17 protein-coding genes are annotated in these 14,626 nt (G+C 57.3%); 12 read left to right on the top strand and 5 right to left on the bottom strand.

Translation table 11 applies throughout. From position 1 onward, the window contains the following. The first annotated feature begins 10 nt into the window (after positions 1-10). Positions 11-1,066, top strand: coding sequence for a L,D-transpeptidase family protein (locus tag HBN68_RS20885; protein WP_169965966.1), 1,056 nt, complete (start codon positions 11-13; stop codon positions 1,064-1,066). Positions 1,067-1,187: 121 nt separating this feature from the next. On the opposite strand, the gene oprI is transcribed toward HBN68_RS20885, so the two are convergent. Beyond that, the gene (oprI, locus tag HBN68_RS20880; protein ID WP_003172710.1) at positions 1,188-1,439 is read right to left on the bottom strand and encodes an outer membrane lipoprotei OprI; all 252 of its coding nucleotides are present in this window, start codon (positions 1,437-1,439) and stop codon (positions 1,188-1,190) included. 482 nt (positions 1,440-1,921) lie between these two features. Here oprI and HBN68_RS20875 point away from each other — a divergent pair, with 482 nt between their 5' ends. The 3 genes from HBN68_RS20875 to ppk2 all read left to right on the top strand — a co-directional run bounded on the left by HBN68_RS20875 (position 1,922) and on the right by ppk2 (position 4,215). Then, positions 1,922-2,203, top strand: coding sequence for a GNAT family N-acetyltransferase (locus tag HBN68_RS20875; protein WP_094994035.1), 282 nt, complete (start codon positions 1,922-1,924; stop codon positions 2,201-2,203). 161 nt (positions 2,204-2,364) lie between these two features. Continuing rightward, a complete protein-coding gene (locus tag HBN68_RS20870) occupies positions 2,365-2,871 on the top strand; it encodes a macro domain-containing protein (RefSeq protein ID WP_094994034.1) in 507 nt (168 codons plus the stop codon). 423 nt (positions 2,872-3,294) lie between these two features. After that, positions 3,295-4,215: a polyphosphate kinase 2 gene (gene ppk2 / locus HBN68_RS20865; protein ID WP_202969409.1), complete on the top strand. Its 921-nt coding sequence runs from the start codon at positions 3,295-3,297 to the stop codon at positions 4,213-4,215. 59 nt (positions 4,216-4,274) lie between these two features. Here the strand turns inward: ppk2 and HBN68_RS20860 are convergent, their stop codons facing one another. Together HBN68_RS20860 and HBN68_RS20855 are read right to left on the bottom strand one after the other, a co-directional pair. Continuing rightward, on the bottom strand, positions 4,275-5,351 hold the full coding sequence (locus HBN68_RS20860) for a 3-deoxy-7-phosphoheptulonate synthase (protein ID WP_094994072.1): 1,077 nt from the start codon (positions 5,349-5,351) through the stop codon (positions 4,275-4,277). A gap of 131 nt (positions 5,352-5,482) precedes the next feature. Continuing rightward, positions 5,483-5,929, bottom strand: a complete 447-nt coding sequence (locus HBN68_RS20855) for a PilZ domain-containing protein (RefSeq protein ID WP_094994032.1) — start codon at positions 5,927-5,929, stop codon at positions 5,483-5,485. Here HBN68_RS20855 and HBN68_RS20850 point away from each other — a divergent pair. From HBN68_RS20850 to cysB, 4 genes are all read left to right on the top strand, one after another. Beyond that, positions 5,928-6,314 carry a thioredoxin family protein gene (locus HBN68_RS20850; RefSeq protein WP_169965964.1) on the top strand — a complete coding sequence of 129 codons (387 nt, stop codon included), beginning with the start codon at positions 5,928-5,930 and terminating at the stop codon, positions 6,312-6,314. The genes HBN68_RS20855 and HBN68_RS20850 overlap by 2 nt on opposite strands. A 38-nt stretch (positions 6,315-6,352) precedes the next feature. Further along, entirely contained in the window at positions 6,353-7,270 is a 918-nt protein-coding gene (locus HBN68_RS20845; RefSeq protein WP_094994031.1) for a 5'-nucleotidase, read from the top strand. An 83-nt stretch (positions 7,271-7,353) separates the two neighbouring features. Further along, a complete protein-coding gene (locus HBN68_RS20840) occupies positions 7,354-7,863 on the top strand; it encodes a universal stress protein (protein ID WP_094994030.1) in 510 nt (169 codons plus the stop codon). Positions 7,864-7,968: 105 nt separating this feature from the next. Further along, positions 7,969-8,943, top strand: coding sequence for an HTH-type transcriptional regulator CysB (gene cysB / locus HBN68_RS20835; protein ID WP_047277772.1), 975 nt, complete (start codon positions 7,969-7,971; stop codon positions 8,941-8,943). Positions 8,944-9,017: 74 nt separating this feature from the next. On the opposite strand, the gene HBN68_RS20830 is transcribed toward cysB, so the two are convergent. Both HBN68_RS20830 and HBN68_RS20825 read right to left on the bottom strand, forming a co-directional pair. Next, positions 9,018-10,154 carry a catalase family protein gene (locus HBN68_RS20830; protein WP_169965962.1) on the bottom strand — a complete coding sequence of 379 codons (1,137 nt, stop codon included), beginning with the start codon at positions 10,152-10,154 and terminating at the stop codon, positions 9,018-9,020. Positions 10,155-10,200: 46 nt separating this feature from the next. Then, the gene (locus HBN68_RS20825) at positions 10,201-12,015 is read right to left on the bottom strand and encodes a di-heme-cytochrome C peroxidase (RefSeq protein WP_169965960.1); all 1,815 of its coding nucleotides are present in this window, start codon (positions 12,013-12,015) and stop codon (positions 10,201-10,203) included. Positions 12,016-12,281: 266 nt separating this feature from the next. Here HBN68_RS20825 and HBN68_RS20820 point away from each other — a divergent pair, with 266 nt between their 5' ends. From HBN68_RS20820 to HBN68_RS20805, 4 genes are all read left to right on the top strand, one after another. Then, positions 12,282-13,019, top strand: coding sequence for an FKBP-type peptidyl-prolyl cis-trans isomerase (locus tag HBN68_RS20820; protein ID WP_094994027.1), 738 nt, complete (start codon positions 12,282-12,284; stop codon positions 13,017-13,019). 415 nt (positions 13,020-13,434) lie between these two features. After that, complete coding sequence (locus HBN68_RS20815; RefSeq protein WP_094994026.1) at positions 13,435-13,773, top strand: helix-turn-helix transcriptional regulator; 339 nt, start codon at positions 13,435-13,437, stop codon at positions 13,771-13,773. Then, positions 13,770-14,138: a hypothetical protein gene (locus tag HBN68_RS20810; RefSeq protein WP_094994025.1), complete on the top strand. Its 369-nt coding sequence runs from the start codon at positions 13,770-13,772 to the stop codon at positions 14,136-14,138. The genes HBN68_RS20815 and HBN68_RS20810 overlap by 4 nt, the downstream gene beginning before the upstream one ends. Then, positions 14,139-14,594 carry an SEL1-like repeat protein gene (locus HBN68_RS20805; RefSeq protein ID WP_094994024.1) on the top strand — a complete coding sequence of 152 codons (456 nt, stop codon included), beginning with the start codon at positions 14,139-14,141 and terminating at the stop codon, positions 14,592-14,594. It abuts the gene before it with no gap. The last annotated feature ends 32 nt before the right edge of the window (positions 14,595-14,626 follow it).

Here is a 14,626-nt window from a genome sequence, read left to right as displayed (position 1 = left end):
GATGTTCCGGATGTTGTCGCGCCTACCTGCCGTCACCCGTTGTCTGTCAGTTGCCGCACTGTGTGTGGCAGGCCCTGTTGCTGCTCTTGAATTTCCGTTGCCGCCGCCCGGTGAAGACGTCGTCGGGCAAGTACAAATCATCAAGGGCCGCTACGAAGACTCTTTCGCAGATCTGGGCAATGAGCATGAGCTGGGCTATTCAGAGATGATTGCCGCCAACCCGGGCATCGATGCCTGGTTGCCGGTCAAAAAGAATTCCGACGGCACGCTGGTGGACACCGATATCGTGTTACCGACGCAGTTCATCCTGCCCCCCGGCAAGCGGGAAGGGATCGTGATCAACCTGGCCGAATACCGGTTGTATTACTACCCCAAGGATCAAAACAAGGTGTATACCTTTCCGCTGGGCATTGGTCGTGAGGGCTGGGGGTCGCCAGTGGGCCAGACCCGCATCACCGCCAAGACACCGAACCCGACCTGGACGCCTCCCGCGTCGATCAAGGCCGAACACGCCCGCAATGGTGATCCGTTGCCCAACGTGGTGCCAGCCGGCCCAGACAACCCTTTGGGGCCTTTCAAGTTTACGCTGGGCATGCCGGGTTACCTGATCCATGGGTCCAATGCCAAGTTTGGTATTGGCACCGGCACTAGCCACGGCTGTTTCCGCATGCTGAACAAGAACGTCTTGCAAATGTCGCAACTGGTGCCGGTGGGAACGCCTGTTCGCATCATCAACGAGCCCTACAAGATGGGTGTAAGTGGCGGCAAGGTGTACCTGGAAGTGCACGAGCCCTTAAACGTCAAAGACGGTTCTCTGCTCGCCAAGAGCGACAAGTCGCATTTGACGCAAGAAGACAAAGAGCAAAAGTGGGCTGGTTTCATGAACTTTGTGCTCAAGCACAAAGCGCTTGAAGACACTATTCAGATCGACAAGGAAAAAGCGTTCCCTGTTGTGGTGGCAGAAACGGGTGTACCCGCCGAAATTGGAATCAGCACTGCTGTAGTGCCGCAAGTTCCTGGCCTAAGTGAAGAGCCGCAGGGCCAGTCGCTCGATTACGTGCAGTAATCGATCACTAAAAAGCCGCCGCAGTCGGTGATTGCGGCGGCTTTTTTTGCCTGTTGAAAATATCTCAGGCAAAAAAACCGACCCATAAAATGGGTCGGCTGGTAACAGCCCCGAAGGACTATTACTTGCGGCTTGCTTTTTCAAGCATGCGCAGAGCACGTTCGTTAGCTTCATCAGCAGTCTGTTGTGCTTTTTGAGCAGCAGCCAGCGCTTCGTCAGCTTTACGGTAGGCTTCGTCAGCACGAGCCTGGGAACGTGCTGCTGCATCTTCAGTTGCAGTCAGACGGGCTTCAGTTTCTTTAGATACGCTGCTGCAACCGGTAGCCAGAACTGCGGCCAATGCCAGAGCAGAGAATTTCAGAACGTTGTTCATCGTGTTCCCCTTCAAGGACTTTCTAATTGAAGCTGCTCCTTCAACATGAGGAAACAGCCGGCGTACATACTACCCATTACTTGTAGTAAGTAAACTGACCTAGCGCAAGAACCAAAAAAAATAATTGGTAATGACTGGCCATGGGCTAGCTTTAACAGATTGTGCTTGTAAAACAGTCGGTTTGACGCACTAAGCACATCGCCCTATGTGGGGATAGGGCGTCAGGTTTCAAGTGACTTTAGCGCCGGATTCTCGTCATAGCTTCAACATTCCGCAAAATGTTCAATGGACTGGCATGAGGCTGAGCGAGAGACGCTTCGGTCAGGTCGAGTTTAGCGAGCGTTTATCTCGAGTTTGACTACGCTTTACACAGGCTGGCATCTTGCTACTGCGCAAGGTCAACGCTTGGTGCGCAGTGGTTCCCTCGGTGGAAAAACAACAGTAAGGTAGGGGTCACGGTTCAAGACCCGCGAGGAGTAATGATGAGCGAGGCGTTGTCCATCCACCATGACCAGGCAGGTCACCAGTTTGAGACCACTGTCGACGGTCATCGTGCTTACCTGACCTACATGGATCTGGGCAAGCAGACTCTGGATATCTACCGCACCTTTGTTCCCAACGCCCTGCGTGGTCGCGGAATTGCTGCCGCATTGACTGAAGAAGCACTCGATTACGCCGAGAAGATGGGCTATGACGTAATTCCTTCATGTTCTTACGTGGAGCGTTATATGGAACGCCACAAACGTACTCCAGCCAAACTGTGATCCCTTTTATGCTCGCTGCCCGCCACCCCGGGCGTCACTCGACGCCCTTCTTGCCGCTATTGACCTGAATCAACGTGAACACTGACCCCCTCGCTTAGTCTGGAATCAGGCGGGGGAGGCGCGTTGCCGAGCCCGGATTATTGACTGTGGAGAGAACGCATATGATCCGTGAAGTCGAAGGCGACATTTTACTGAGTCAAGCGCAGGTGATTGCTCACGGCATTGCGCCTCAGGATCCTTTCGATACCGGCCTGGCGCTGGCTCTGCGTGAGCGTTGGCCATCCCTGGTGGCGGACTATCGTCACGCTGCCCACAGCAAGGCACCGCAGCCCGGTGAGATCTGGTGCTGGTCGGGTGTGGATGACAAGGGTGGGGTGCGCAGCATTGTGAACCTGTTGACTCAAGACTCCCTACACGCCGGTCATGCCGCCAAGCCCGGCAAGGCAACCCTGAAAAACGTCGGGCATGCCTTGCGGGAACTGGCCCGGTATGTGACTGACGAGCACATCAAAAGCGTGGCGTTACCGCGTCTGGCCACCGGCGTCGGCGGGCTGGAATGGCAAGACGTCAAGCCTCTGATTGAAAAGTACCTGGGCGAACTCAACGCTGATGTCATCGTGTATGAGGTCTATCGCAAGGGTATAAAAGCGGACGAGCAACTGGGTTAACGTCGCGGCGCTCACGTTTAAAACGCACAACCTGCACCCCGCGAGTATGTCGTTCTCGCGGGGTGCCTGCGTTTGCTGCGAATCTGATCGGAAGGTTTTTGATCTGTGTCTAGGGTGTTGGGTGACAGATGCTGTATTTATTTGAATCATCCGCCGTTCATTTAAGGAAATCTCATGACCGATGTGGTCACTCGCACTGCTTCTGTAAAGCCCGCAGCCAAAAAAGCGCCACGCAGCGTCCGCCCACGCCGCGCCCAGTCCGGTGATGTCGCTCCGACGCAGAGCCCGGCGCAACTTCAGCGGCACGTAGTCGAAGATAAAATTCAGTCGCGCCAGGCAGCGACCAGTGCGGCGGTCAAAGACATCCTTCAGCAAATTCCGCAGGGCGATACGCAGGGGCTTATCCAGACCTTGGGCACCTTGATGTCGGGCATGTCTCCCGACGATGCGGTGGTGTTGCGCAATGCGTTGCTGAGTCAGGAAAGCGAGTCGGTGTTTCACCAGCGCCCCCTGCACCCGGACGATCAATTGGCACCGGATTGGCGCAAAGGCAATTACCCCTATAAGAACCTGATGTCGCGCCGTAACTACGAGCGCGAGAAATATCGCCTGCAAGTTGAACTGCTCAAGCTACAAGCCTGGGTCAAGGAAACTGGCCAGAAAGTCGTCATTCTGTTCGAAGGGCGGGATGCGGCGGGCAAGGGCGGTTCGATCAAGCGTTTCATGGAACACCTCAACCCTCGGGGTGCGCGAATTGTCGCGCTGGAGAAACCCAGCGAAGTAGAGCGTGGCCAATGGTATTTCCAGCGCTATGTTCAGCATTTGCCCACAGCAGGTGAAATCGTGATGTTTGACCGAAGCTGGTACAACCGCGCTGGCGTTGAGCGGGTGATGGGCTTCTGTTCGGACGATGAATACCTGGAGTTCATGCGCCAGACACCGGATTTCGAACGCATGCTGGTGCGCAGTAACGTCCACCTGATCAAGTTCTGGTTTTCAGTCAGCCGGGATGAGCAGCGTCGACGTTTTAAAGAACGCGAGAAACATCCGCTTAAACACTGGAAACTCAGCCCGATCGATCTGGCGTCTCTGGACAAGTGGGACGATTACACCAAGGCCAAGGAAGGCATGTTCTCGTACACCGATACCTCGGATGCACCCTGGACCGTGATCAAGTCCAATTGCAAGAAGCGCGCGCGGTTGAGCGCCATGCGCTATGTACTGCACAAGTTGCCGTATGCCGATAAGGATTTGAAAGGTATCGGTGCGCTTGATCCTTTGATCGTGGGACGCGCCAACGTGGTGTATGAGCGCGGCGAACGCCGGGCTTCGATTCCGTTGTAGAACGGTGTAAAGCTCCTGCAGGAGCGGGTGCGCCCCTGCAGGTTCAGCCGTGGCGGTGGTTAGCCGCGAGCACGTTTAGGCAGAACATCCTTGAGCTTGGCACGCATGCTGCGCAGGGTGCTCTCGGTGCTTGCCCAGTCGATGCACGCATCGGTAATCGACACACCGTATTGCAAATCTTCAAGGTTTTTAGGGATGGCCTGGCAGCCCCAGTTCAAATGGCTTTCGACCATCAGGCCGATAATCGACTGATTGCCTTCGGCGATCTGATTGGCCACGTTTTCCATGACCAGTGGCTGCAAGGCCGGGTCTTTGTTGGAGTTGGCGTGGCTGCAATCGACCATGATGTTCGGGCGAATTTTCGCTTTGGTCAGCGCCTGCTCGCACAGGGCGACGCTCACGGAGTCGTAGTTCGGCTTGCCGTTGCCGCCGCGCAGTACGACGTGGCCGTATGCGTTGCCTTTGGTGGTGACAATCGAGACGCCGCCTTCCTGATTGATACCCAGAAAGCGGTGCGGGCTGGAAACTGATTGCAAGGCGTTGATCGCTACCGTCAGGCCACCATCGGTGCCGTTCTTGAAGCCAACGGCCGAAGACAGGCCGGAAGCCATTTCGCGGTGGGTTTGCGATTCGGTGGTGCGGGCACCAATGGCCGACCAGCTGATCAGGTCTTGCAGGTATTGCGGGGAGATTGGGTCCAACGCTTCAGTCGCAGTCGGCAGGCCCATTTCAGCCAGGTCGAGCAACAGTTTACGCCCGATGTGCAGACCGTCTTCGATCTTGAACGAGTCATCCAGGTACGGGTCGTTGATCAGGCCTTTCCAGCCGACGGTGGTGCGTGGTTTTTCAAAATACACCCGCATGACCAAGTACAGCGTATCGCTGACTTCAGCGGCGAGGGCCTTGAGGCGCTCGGCGTATTCGTGGGCAGCCTTGATATCGTGGATCGAGCAAGGCCCGATGACAACGAACAGTCGATGGTCTTTGCCATCCAGGATGTTGCGAATCACCTCACGGCCTTTGGTCACAGTCTGCAACGCAGTTTCACGCAGAGGCATCTCGCGCTTGAGCTGTTCAGGTGTGATCAGGGTTTCGTTGGAGGCAACGTTTAGGTCGTCGATCGGTAAATCAGCCATCGTGTTACTCGTCAGGTCACGGGTGCCGGCCGCCAGCGATCCCCGTGCGGCGGAGCACAGCATGATTGAGCGCAACGGGGAGCCGAACCTTAACGCGTAAAGCGGTTATCCGACAATGGGCACACGCAGGTTTAATCCAGTGCCGGTTGACCCAGCGCGCGCTCCAGGGTGGCTTGAGAGAACTCCACAGCATTGAGGCTGATCCATTCCAGCGCCAGTGCTTCTATGTTGTCTACCTGCGGGTTTTGTAATCGCTGCAAGCGGTAAAAGTGTTCGATCTGACACACCTGTTCGCCCATGCGTGCGCCAAATAGCGTCGAGGCATCGGTAAAGGTAATGCCAACACGGTAGCCCTGTGCACGTTTTTCGCACCAGGCGATGTAGCCCGCGTAATGTGCATCCAGACCCAGGGTAGGCATGTGAATGTCGACGGCTGCTCCACGCTTCCAGCCTCGATCGCTGTTGCATGAAACGCCGCCAAGGCTGATAGAGTGCAGCTTCTGGCGTGAAAGGGCGGGTTGTTCGCGGGGCGTAATCTCAGCGGGAATATCATCTGGGTGGGGTAAAAAGCGACCCATGAACGCACACTCCAAGTGCCAGCACTTTGATATTGTTTGCCTCAGTATAGTGGGTGAAATGGAACTGACAGATTTTGATGCGGACCGGCATTTGCTGGAACTGCCCGGTACCTCACTGGTGATATTCACTGGCGCCGGGTGTTCGAGCTGCCGAGTCGCCCGCCAAATGTTGCCCGCGATGGTGCTGCCCGTTGACCGGCTGTGCTGGATTGACGCAGGCGATAACGGTGGCTTGGTGCAGCGTTATGGGATTTTCCATTTGCCGACACTGTTTGTGGTGCGGGACGGCCAATGTTATGGCGAATTGAAATCGCGTTTGAGTGAAGGCGAGCTGGCGCATCACATCCGGCTGGCCTTGATGACGGAACCGGACGATCTGCCTTGAACCGGTCGTTCACCCCATGCACACCCTGTGGAGGCGACATGAGTAAAGGCTTGAAAGGCAAGTTGGTGCTGGCGATTTCGTCCCGCGCCCTGTTCGATCTGAGTGAAAGCCATGAGGTCTATCTGGCCCGGGGCATTGAAGCGTATCGCCAGTACCAGATTGAGCATGAAGATGAAGTGCTGGCGCCGGGAGATGCCTTTGCACTAGTGCAAAAGCTGTTGAGCTTCAATGCCACCCTCGGCCGCGAGCGCGTTGAAGTGGTGCTGGTCTCGCGCAACAGCGCCGATACCGGCTTGAGGGTCTTCAATTCGATCCAGCATTACGGGCTGGCCATTTCCCGGGCGGCCTTCTCAGGAGGGCGCAATCCCCATCCTTATCTCAATGCCTTTGGCTGCGACTTGTTTTTATCAACCCACGCCGATGATGTCCGTAGCGCGCTGGACGCCGGCTTCGCGGCCGCGACGATTTTGTCCGGAGGCACGCGGCGGGCTGAAAACAAAGAACTGCGCATAGCGTTTGACGGGGATGCCGTGCTGTTTTCGGACGAAGCCGAGCGCGTGTACCAGTCGGGCGGTATCGAAGCATTTCAATCCCTGGAGCGTGACTCGGCGCGCAGCCCGTTGCGCGGCGGCCCCTTCAAGGGGTTTCTGGAGGCGCTGAACCTGTTGCAGCGTGAATTCCCGGATGACGCCTGTCCGATTCGCACAGCGCTGGTGACGGCGCGCTCGGCGCCCGCCCATGAGCGGGTGATTCGTACCCTGCGTGACTGGGACATCCGGCTGGATGAATCGCTGTTTTTGGGTGGCCTGGACAAGTCAGCCTTTCTCGAAGCCTTCGCTGCTGACGTGTTTTTCGACGATCAGGCCGGTCATTGCGAGCGCGCCCGCCAAGTGGTTGCGACCGGGCATGTGCCCCACGGTATCAGCAATGAACGGCCGGATTTGCCTGCCGACTGACATCACGGTGATAGCCCTCGCACTTCCCTTGGCGCTGCTAAGCTGAATCCATCTCGGCCAATCATTGAGTCGAGGGAGGTGGCATGATTCGCTCGATACTGTTTGCCAATGACCTCGGTATTTATGCGCCGCTGGTGATGCAGCACGCCTTGGGACTGGCGCGGACCTTCCGCGCGGACTTGTACGTGGTGCATGCCGTGGAGCCAATGGGGCTGTTCGCTGAGTCGGTGTTGCAGAGTTATCTCGATGAAGAGGCATTCAGCGCGTTGCACCGTCAGGGCATGAGCACCATGTTGTCGAACATTGAGCTGCGGGTATTGCAAAACCTGCGCGACGAGTTGGGCGAAGGCGGGCAGGAACTGGCCCTGATTCGCTCGGTCAAGGCGATTCAGGGGGAGCCGGCGCAGGTGATTTTGCAGCAATCGAACAGCCTGGCGGTTGACCTGTTGATTCTGGGCAGTCATGGCCAGTCCACCGCAGGGCTTCGCCGTTTGGGACGTACCGCAGCGCAGGTCATCGAGCTGGCGCAAATGCCGGTGTACCTGGTGCCGCTGCTGCAGCGCCGGCGTCGCACGGATGGTGAAGGCGCATAGAGGGCTCATAACGATAAAAAAGTTCTAGATTTCTTCTTCTGACCTTCCATATAGTTATATACCGCCGCCGATACCCTTGGCGTCTATTTGCTTTGAGGGATGCATATGAAGCTTCAACAATTGCGCTACATCTGGGAAGTGGCGCACCACGACCTCAACGTTTCCGCCACCGCACAAAGCCTTTACACCTCACAGCCGGGTATCAGCAAACAGATTCGCTTGCTTGAAGACGAATTGGGCGTCGAAGTCTTTGCCCGCAGCGGCAAGCACCTGACCCGCGTCACGCCGGCAGGCGAGCGTATCATCACCACGGCAGGCGAGATCCTGCGCAAAGTTGAAAGCATCAAGCAGATTGCCCAAGAGTTCTCCAACGAGAAGAAAGGCACCCTGTCGATTGCGACCACCCATACGCAAGCGCGTTATGCCTTGCCGCCGGTAATCAGCAACTTCATCAAACAATACCCGGATGTCTCGCTGCACATGCACCAGGGCTCGCCGATGCAAATCGCCGAAATGGCGGCAGATGGCACCGTTGATTTCGCCATTGCCACTGAAGCCCTTGAACTGTTCGGCGACCTGGTGATGATGCCGTGCTATCGCTGGAACCGCTGCGTCGTGGTGCCTCAGGGGCATCCGCTGACCAAGCTACCCAAGCTGACCCTTGAAGCACTGGCCGAATACCCTATCGTGACGTACGTGTTCGGTTTCACCGGCCGTTCGAAGCTTGACGAAGCGTTCAGCCACCGTGGTCTTACACCCAAAGTGGTGTTCACCGCAGCCGACGCCGACGTCATCAAGACCTATGTCCGCCTTGGCCTGGGGGTTGGGATCGTGGCCAAAATGGCCGTCGACACTAACCTTGATAAAGATTTGGTGGTGCTGGACGCCAGCGAACTGTTCGAGTCGAGCATCACCAAAATCGGTTTCCGACGTGGCACGTTCCTGCGCGGTTTTATGTGCGATTTCATCGAAAAATTTGCGCCGCACCTGACCCGCGAAGTGATGGCCAAAGCTATCCAGTGCCATAACAAACAAGAGCTTGAAGACCTGTTCGAAGGCGTCGAATTACCCGTTCACTAAACGCTCATGTCCGTCCCGGTAACCGGGGAGGACTAGCGGCAAGGCCCGTCTGCCTGAGACGGGCCGCTGTGCGATTACTGTTCGGCGTTGCGAGAGTGGCGGTAGTCGCTGACCGACTCATACACGGCCTTGCGCAACCGGTTGATGCCGCCAATGGGCCGATGCGCGTCAATCCCGTGCCACGGGTTGAACGACAGGTTGTCACACGTCAAATTCTGGCTTGGGGTATCAAAGTCTTGCGCGGGCACAGTGACCCGCGCCACCGTCTCGAACGGTGCCTGCGACTCTTGCCACTCAATACTGGTGTCCTCGATCGGCATGTAGCGATTGGCGTTCTGACGCTGAATTTGCAACACGAAACAGGCAGGTACGCGGTCCGTGGACAGTTGTTGAGTCAGCGCATTGCGCAAGAAATTAGGCAGCGCCTGGTTCTGCTCGGGCAGGGCGTAGGCCGGGCATCGATCAGGGTCGGGTGCTACCCGGAATTTGGCGTTTACGCTGCCAAATTTGTAAGGCGAGACCGAAAAATACGTGGTTTGTATCGGGCTGGCCGGGGCAGGTGACAGCGTCGCCAAGGCAATGAACAAATGACGAACCTGCCAGTCTTTCGGGTTCCATGACGGAAAGAACGCCATGACTTTTTTGCCGTCGGCCTGCGCCCCGATGTTTTGTCGGTACTCGGCCACATCGCTGACGAAGAAATTGGGATGGTTGAACATCACAAAATCCTGTTCGGTTCGGCCTTGTTGACTGGCCATCAATTGGGTGCCCGGAACATCTAGCAATTTGATAGCCATGCCCCGTGCATCGCGAATGCTGTCAAATTGCGGGTAAGCGTTTCCGTTGGACAGGCGCACCACGGCGTGCCAGGTCTTGCCGGGCTCGGCGAAGACACCTTGACGCAGGGCCGGGTCAAGGTCGTTCAACACCTCAACCTCCGCTTTGACGCAGCCATGTGCCTTGGCGTGAGCATCGCGCAGGTAGCGGGTGTTTTCCCGGTGCTGATCGACGATTTTGATGGCGGTCTGAATCGTATCCCGGGTCATTGCGGCTTCACCGGCCGGGATTTCTTCTTGAGTCGACACGGGCCCGCGGTGCTGCCAGGCATACCAGCCGGTGGCCAACGCCCAGCCGACTAACCCCAGCGCGATCAGTGCCAGCAGCAACTTGCCCAGCCATGAGCCCAGACGCGTCCAAAGAGTGGTCAGCATACAAACATCCTTTTAGTGATTGAGGCCGAGCTTCGCAATGGCCCTCTCATAGCGCGGGCAACTGTTGTGCAAGCGGGCTGCCGAGTACCTTCAGGTACTCCAGCAAGGCCCAGCGTTCTTCAGGGTGCAGCAAGCGCCCGATTACGCCATTGCCCTGCGGCCCGGCGCGAAATTCATGGCCGCTGTTGTGGTTACCACTGATGCGGGTGTCGAGCACAAAGCCACCGTCAAAGGCTTCGGTGCGATACCCCAGATGACGCGGATCGTACTCAAACGTGCCGCGGTAAAACGTTTCGTCGCGCTCGGACTGAGGCGACAGCAACTGATACAAGGTGGGGACCGAGCCGTTGTGCAAATACGGCGCCGTGGCCCAGATCCCGTCCAGCGGCCGAGCCTTGTAAGCGCGCACCTCTTGCACGGCAATCGGCAGCCCATATCCATTCAGGCGATCCTGTTCCTGCGGGCTGATTCCGGCAGCGTTGTACGCATGCTTTTCAACAAAGGCGGTGATGTACGCCAACCCTTTGGCAACGGACAGTTGATGCAAGTCCAGCGGTTCATCGCTGTGTGGGAACAATGTGACATTCATCTGCGCCAACTCAGCCGGGTCCCATTGCAGGGCGCTCACGTCGTAGCGATTATCAGCGATGTTATTCGCGGTATTGGGGTCGGTGCCAATCACGTCCAGCGGGATCACCGTGAGCTGTTGCACGCGGCGGCCATCTTCGTCCTTGACCTGCGGCACGTGGCACCCGGCGCAGTTTTCGGAGAACAGGGCTCGTCCTTTGGCGGCCAACGGGCGGTCGATCTGGCCGAAGAGGGCTTCAGGCCACACCGGCGGTTTGAGTTTTTGCAGGGTTTCTTCAATCAGGTGCAAATCAGTTACCCGAACACTCGAGGGGTAACGTGCATCACCTTGTAATGGCTGACCATGGCTGTCGAAGAAATTCAGGGTGGCACCGACGCCCAGGGCTTCCCCGATATTGCGTGCCATCGGCTGCTTGGCCGAGGCGGTCCACTGCACCCAATCGAACGTCCACATGTCCCATAAATGCGGGTAATCCACGGGGGCGTCGGCCACGCGGTAGTTGTCAGGGGATATCGCGTCGCCAAAGCTGGCATTGGCTATGCGGCCGAAGGCGTCCGTGCGGCCGGGGCCTTCCAACGTGGGGTAGAGGCCGCGATGGGTGTCATTCCAGGCCACGGCAAGGAAATTGTCTGACGAGGCTTTGAACTCGCTGCGCAACTGTTTGTGCTGCGCGTCATAGTCATCGCCCAGCACGGTGCGGGCAAAACGCTCGAATTTCCAGGGGTTGTAATACGTGGCGGCCAGGCTGGCCACTAACGCTTGGCCGAAGCTGCCACCGCGCAGGGTGGGTACGCTTGAGGGCAGCACGTGCTGGGCCGGCGCGCCATCCACGCGCAAGGCTTGCCCCTGATAACGCAGTTCGCCGGTGTGGCAGGCGGCGCAGGTGATGTCGAGGTACTCGACCGTGCTGCCGGGGTTGCTGTGGCGTGTGAAGCCCACAGGCAAGTTGCCGGGGTTGGCCGCACTGGCTTTTTGTTGTGGCTCGACCAGAAACCCGAAGCGCGCCAGGTACTCGGGCGCGGCGAAGGGTTGTTGCGAAAATGGCAGCTCCAGCGCACTGAACCAGTTGTAGCGCAAACCTTTTACTTGAGTGCCTTGGGGCGTGTAGTAATACGTCTGGCGGTCTGCCGGGCTCCATTGATCCAGATAATGCAGTTGCTGCGGCGCCTTATAGGCAGGTAAGTGGGGATTGGCGGTGAAATAAACGACCACTGCAATCAGCCCCGCCACGGCCACCAGCAGGATTAGCAGAACACGGTAAAACAGACGCACTGTCACGCTCCTTGTCAATTTTTTACAGTCTTATGCCTTACAGAGTGGCTGGCATCAAGTAGCCATTAGTTCCCTCTGGAAAAAGTGCGCAAGCCTTGACAGACTGCCTTAAGTGTTAACAAAAGTTGCGGCGATTATGAATTGTGTTTTAAGCGTGAACTTCTGATCGTTTTGTCGCTCTCATGCCGGTAGCCATTGGTCGCGGCCGCCTGATAAGCTCGCGGCTTTATTCGATTGCCCATTTGGCGCATGAACAAGGAAATAGCATGAAACAGCATCGGTTGGCGGCAGCTGTGGCTCTGGTAAGCCTGGTACTGGCGGGTTGCGATTCGCAGACCAGCGTAGAGCTGAAAACTCCGGCACAAAAAGCTTCTTATGGCATTGGCCTGAACATGGGCAAGAGCCTGGCTCAAGAAGGCATGGATGATCTGGATTCCAAAGCCGTCGCCCTGGGCATCGAAGATGCCGTTGGCAAGAAAGAGCAGAAACTCAAAGATGATGAGCTGATCGAAGCCTTCTCGGCGCTGCAAAAGCGTGCAGAAGAGCGTCTGACCAAAATGAGTGAAGAAGCCTCTGCTGCAGGCAAAAAATTCCTCGAAGAAAACGGCAAGAAGGCCGGTGTCACCACCACAGCTTCTGGCTTGCAATACGAAGTGATCAAGAAAGCGGATGGTCCACAGCCAAAAGCGACCGACGTTGTGACGGTTCACTACGAAGGCAAACTGATCGACGGCAAGGTGTTCGACAGCTCGGTTGAGCGCGGCAGCCCGATTGATCTGCCGGTAAGCGGCGTGATCCCGGGTTGGGTTGAAGGCTTGCAACTGATGCACGTGGGCGAGAAGTACAAGCTGTACATTCCTAGCGAGCTGGCTTACGGCGCTCAAAGCCCAAGCCCGGCCATTCCGGCCAACTCGGTGCTGGTATTTGACCTGGAACTGCTGGGCATCAAAGATCCGGCAAACGCTGACCAGGAAACTGCTCCGGCAGCACCTGCCAGCAAATAAGCGTTTCGCGACACACAGCGCCCCGTCTCGACGGGGCGTTTGCGTTTTTGTAGTCCCCTTCTTACGCGGTTGGTCCACTCTGTGGCGGGCCTCACCAAGGCTGTAAGCCTTGAGCGCTAGTGCCAGTTGACTGCCAAGTCAATGAATTTGTGGGTTTTTTTATGTGTGTAAAAAATGCCCGATCTGAGCGCAGCCCTTATAGAACGGGCCTCTCAGAGGCCAAAATCAGCTCTGTTCACAAGGTTATCCACAATTTGTGTGGATAACATTTTTCTCCCCGCTGGCTATTCTCCACCGCTCGATGATTTTTATCCTGCGTCAGAACAAAAACCCCCAAGACCTTATCGGCTGTTAGGATTAAGCTTCTAAGGAAAGTTCCGACTCGATTTACTTAAAAGTCTGACGGGGTTTAGTAATGGATCTTCAAATTATCAAGCGCAACGGTGAACCCGAGTACGCGGTTCTGTCATGGGAAAGCTATCAGGCACTGCTCAAGGCGGCGGGCTTGAATCAGCCGTTGGCACCCATCGAGGCACCCCCCGCGCCAGAGCCTGAGCAGGCACTGCCAGGGCTTGATCAACTGCGAAGCTTGCGCGAAGCAAAAGGGCTGGCACTTGAGGCGCTGGCACGCACGGTGGGCATCAGCCCGTCTTACCTGAGCATGATCGAAAGCGGCGAGCGACTGCCCGACAGCGCCATCAGTCGCAGCCTCGGTTGGGAGTTGGGCATCACTGGATGGAGGGACGCGTCATGAGCGTGCGCATCAGTCGTCAACACTGGGACGGATTGCTGGCTGAACTCGATCAGGCGCGCCGACAGCGGCATCTGGTGACCTACCGTGCGTTGCTGGAGCGCTTGCAGTTGCCCAGCCCGGCAATGCTGACCCTGACGGCCGCCCTCGAACATTTGGCTGCCCTGGATACCAAGGCCGAGCAGCCCTTGCGCAGCTCATTGGTCATCAGCCAGGGGGCCAGTCGTTTGCCGCGCACCGGTTTTTTCGAATGTGTGCAACGACTGGGGCGTTTCAGCGGCCCGCCGGATGGCGTAGCCGCCGCGTCCTGGCATGCTTCTGAAGTGGTACGCGTGTTTGAACATGCGTACGAACATGAGGAGGCCTGAGTGTTCTGGCGACTTAAGGCGCGCTTAAGCTACTGGCTGGCGCGCAGGTTATTTCACTGGCGCTGGTGTGTACGCCAGCCGTGGTTATGGCGCTGGATGGAAGGTCAGTTTGCGCGCATGGCTAACCTGGGTGATACCGACGCTCAAAGCTTCTATGGCCACATCCTGGCCTTTCGCGGTCAAGGGCTGGGCGCCAAGGAGGAGGGCGTGCGTCTGTTGCGCCTGGCGGGTCTGGCGGGCGATGGCAAAGCCGCCTACCAAGTCGGCGTGTTCAGCCTTGCAGGAAGCGTGAACAAAGCGCCTGATGCCGCCGAAGCGGTGCGCTGGTGGATCATGGCGGCCAATGCGGGTCATCCCTTGGCACCGATCAAATTGGCAGCGTTGTATGAGCAAGGTGGTCCGGGATTGCTGGCCGATCCCGAGCAGGCCCGTCGCTATCAGGCTGTGTCGGGCTAACCTGGCGACCGTGCCAATAAAAAGGGCGGGCC

Source organism: Pseudomonas sp. WS 5078 (assembly GCF_012985745.1).
Classification (GTDB): Bacteria; Pseudomonadota; Gammaproteobacteria; order Pseudomonadales; family Pseudomonadaceae; genus Aquipseudomonas; species Aquipseudomonas lundensis_A.
Note: the sequence above shows the minus strand (reverse complement) of the source record. Positions and strands in the feature narration are given on the sequence as shown.

Excerpts from the sequence above, each read along its gene's own strand:
- HBN68_RS20885 (WP_169965966.1), top strand. The coding sequence starts at position 11 with ATGTTGTCGCGCCTACCTGCCGTCACCCGTTGTCTGTCAGTTGCCGCA.
- oprI (WP_003172710.1), bottom strand. The coding sequence starts at position 1,439 with ATGAACAACGTTCTGAAATTCTCTGCTCTGGCATTGGCCGCAGTTCTG.
- HBN68_RS20875 (WP_094994035.1), top strand. The coding sequence starts at position 1,922 with ATGAGCGAGGCGTTGTCCATCCACCATGACCAGGCAGGTCACCAGTTT.
- HBN68_RS20870 (WP_094994034.1), top strand. The coding sequence starts at position 2,365 with ATGATCCGTGAAGTCGAAGGCGACATTTTACTGAGTCAAGCGCAGGTG.
- ppk2 (WP_202969409.1), top strand. The coding sequence starts at position 3,295 with ATGTCGGGCATGTCTCCCGACGATGCGGTGGTGTTGCGCAATGCGTTG.
- HBN68_RS20860 (WP_094994072.1), bottom strand. The coding sequence starts at position 5,351 with ATGGCTGATTTACCGATCGACGACCTAAACGTTGCCTCCAACGAAACC.
- HBN68_RS20850 (WP_169965964.1), top strand. The coding sequence starts at position 5,928 with ATGAACGCACACTCCAAGTGCCAGCACTTTGATATTGTTTGCCTCAGT.
- HBN68_RS20855 (WP_094994032.1), bottom strand. The coding sequence starts at position 5,929 with ATGGGTCGCTTTTTACCCCACCCAGATGATATTCCCGCTGAGATTACG.
- HBN68_RS20845 (WP_094994031.1), top strand. The coding sequence starts at position 6,353 with ATGAGTAAAGGCTTGAAAGGCAAGTTGGTGCTGGCGATTTCGTCCCGC.
- HBN68_RS20840 (WP_094994030.1), top strand. The coding sequence starts at position 7,354 with ATGATTCGCTCGATACTGTTTGCCAATGACCTCGGTATTTATGCGCCG.
- cysB (WP_047277772.1), top strand. The coding sequence starts at position 7,969 with ATGAAGCTTCAACAATTGCGCTACATCTGGGAAGTGGCGCACCACGAC.
- HBN68_RS20830 (WP_169965962.1), bottom strand. The coding sequence starts at position 10,154 with ATGCTGACCACTCTTTGGACGCGTCTGGGCTCATGGCTGGGCAAGTTG.
- HBN68_RS20820 (WP_094994027.1), top strand. The coding sequence starts at position 12,282 with ATGAAACAGCATCGGTTGGCGGCAGCTGTGGCTCTGGTAAGCCTGGTA.
- HBN68_RS20815 (WP_094994026.1), top strand. The coding sequence starts at position 13,435 with ATGGATCTTCAAATTATCAAGCGCAACGGTGAACCCGAGTACGCGGTT.
- HBN68_RS20810 (WP_094994025.1), top strand. The coding sequence starts at position 13,770 with ATGAGCGTGCGCATCAGTCGTCAACACTGGGACGGATTGCTGGCTGAA.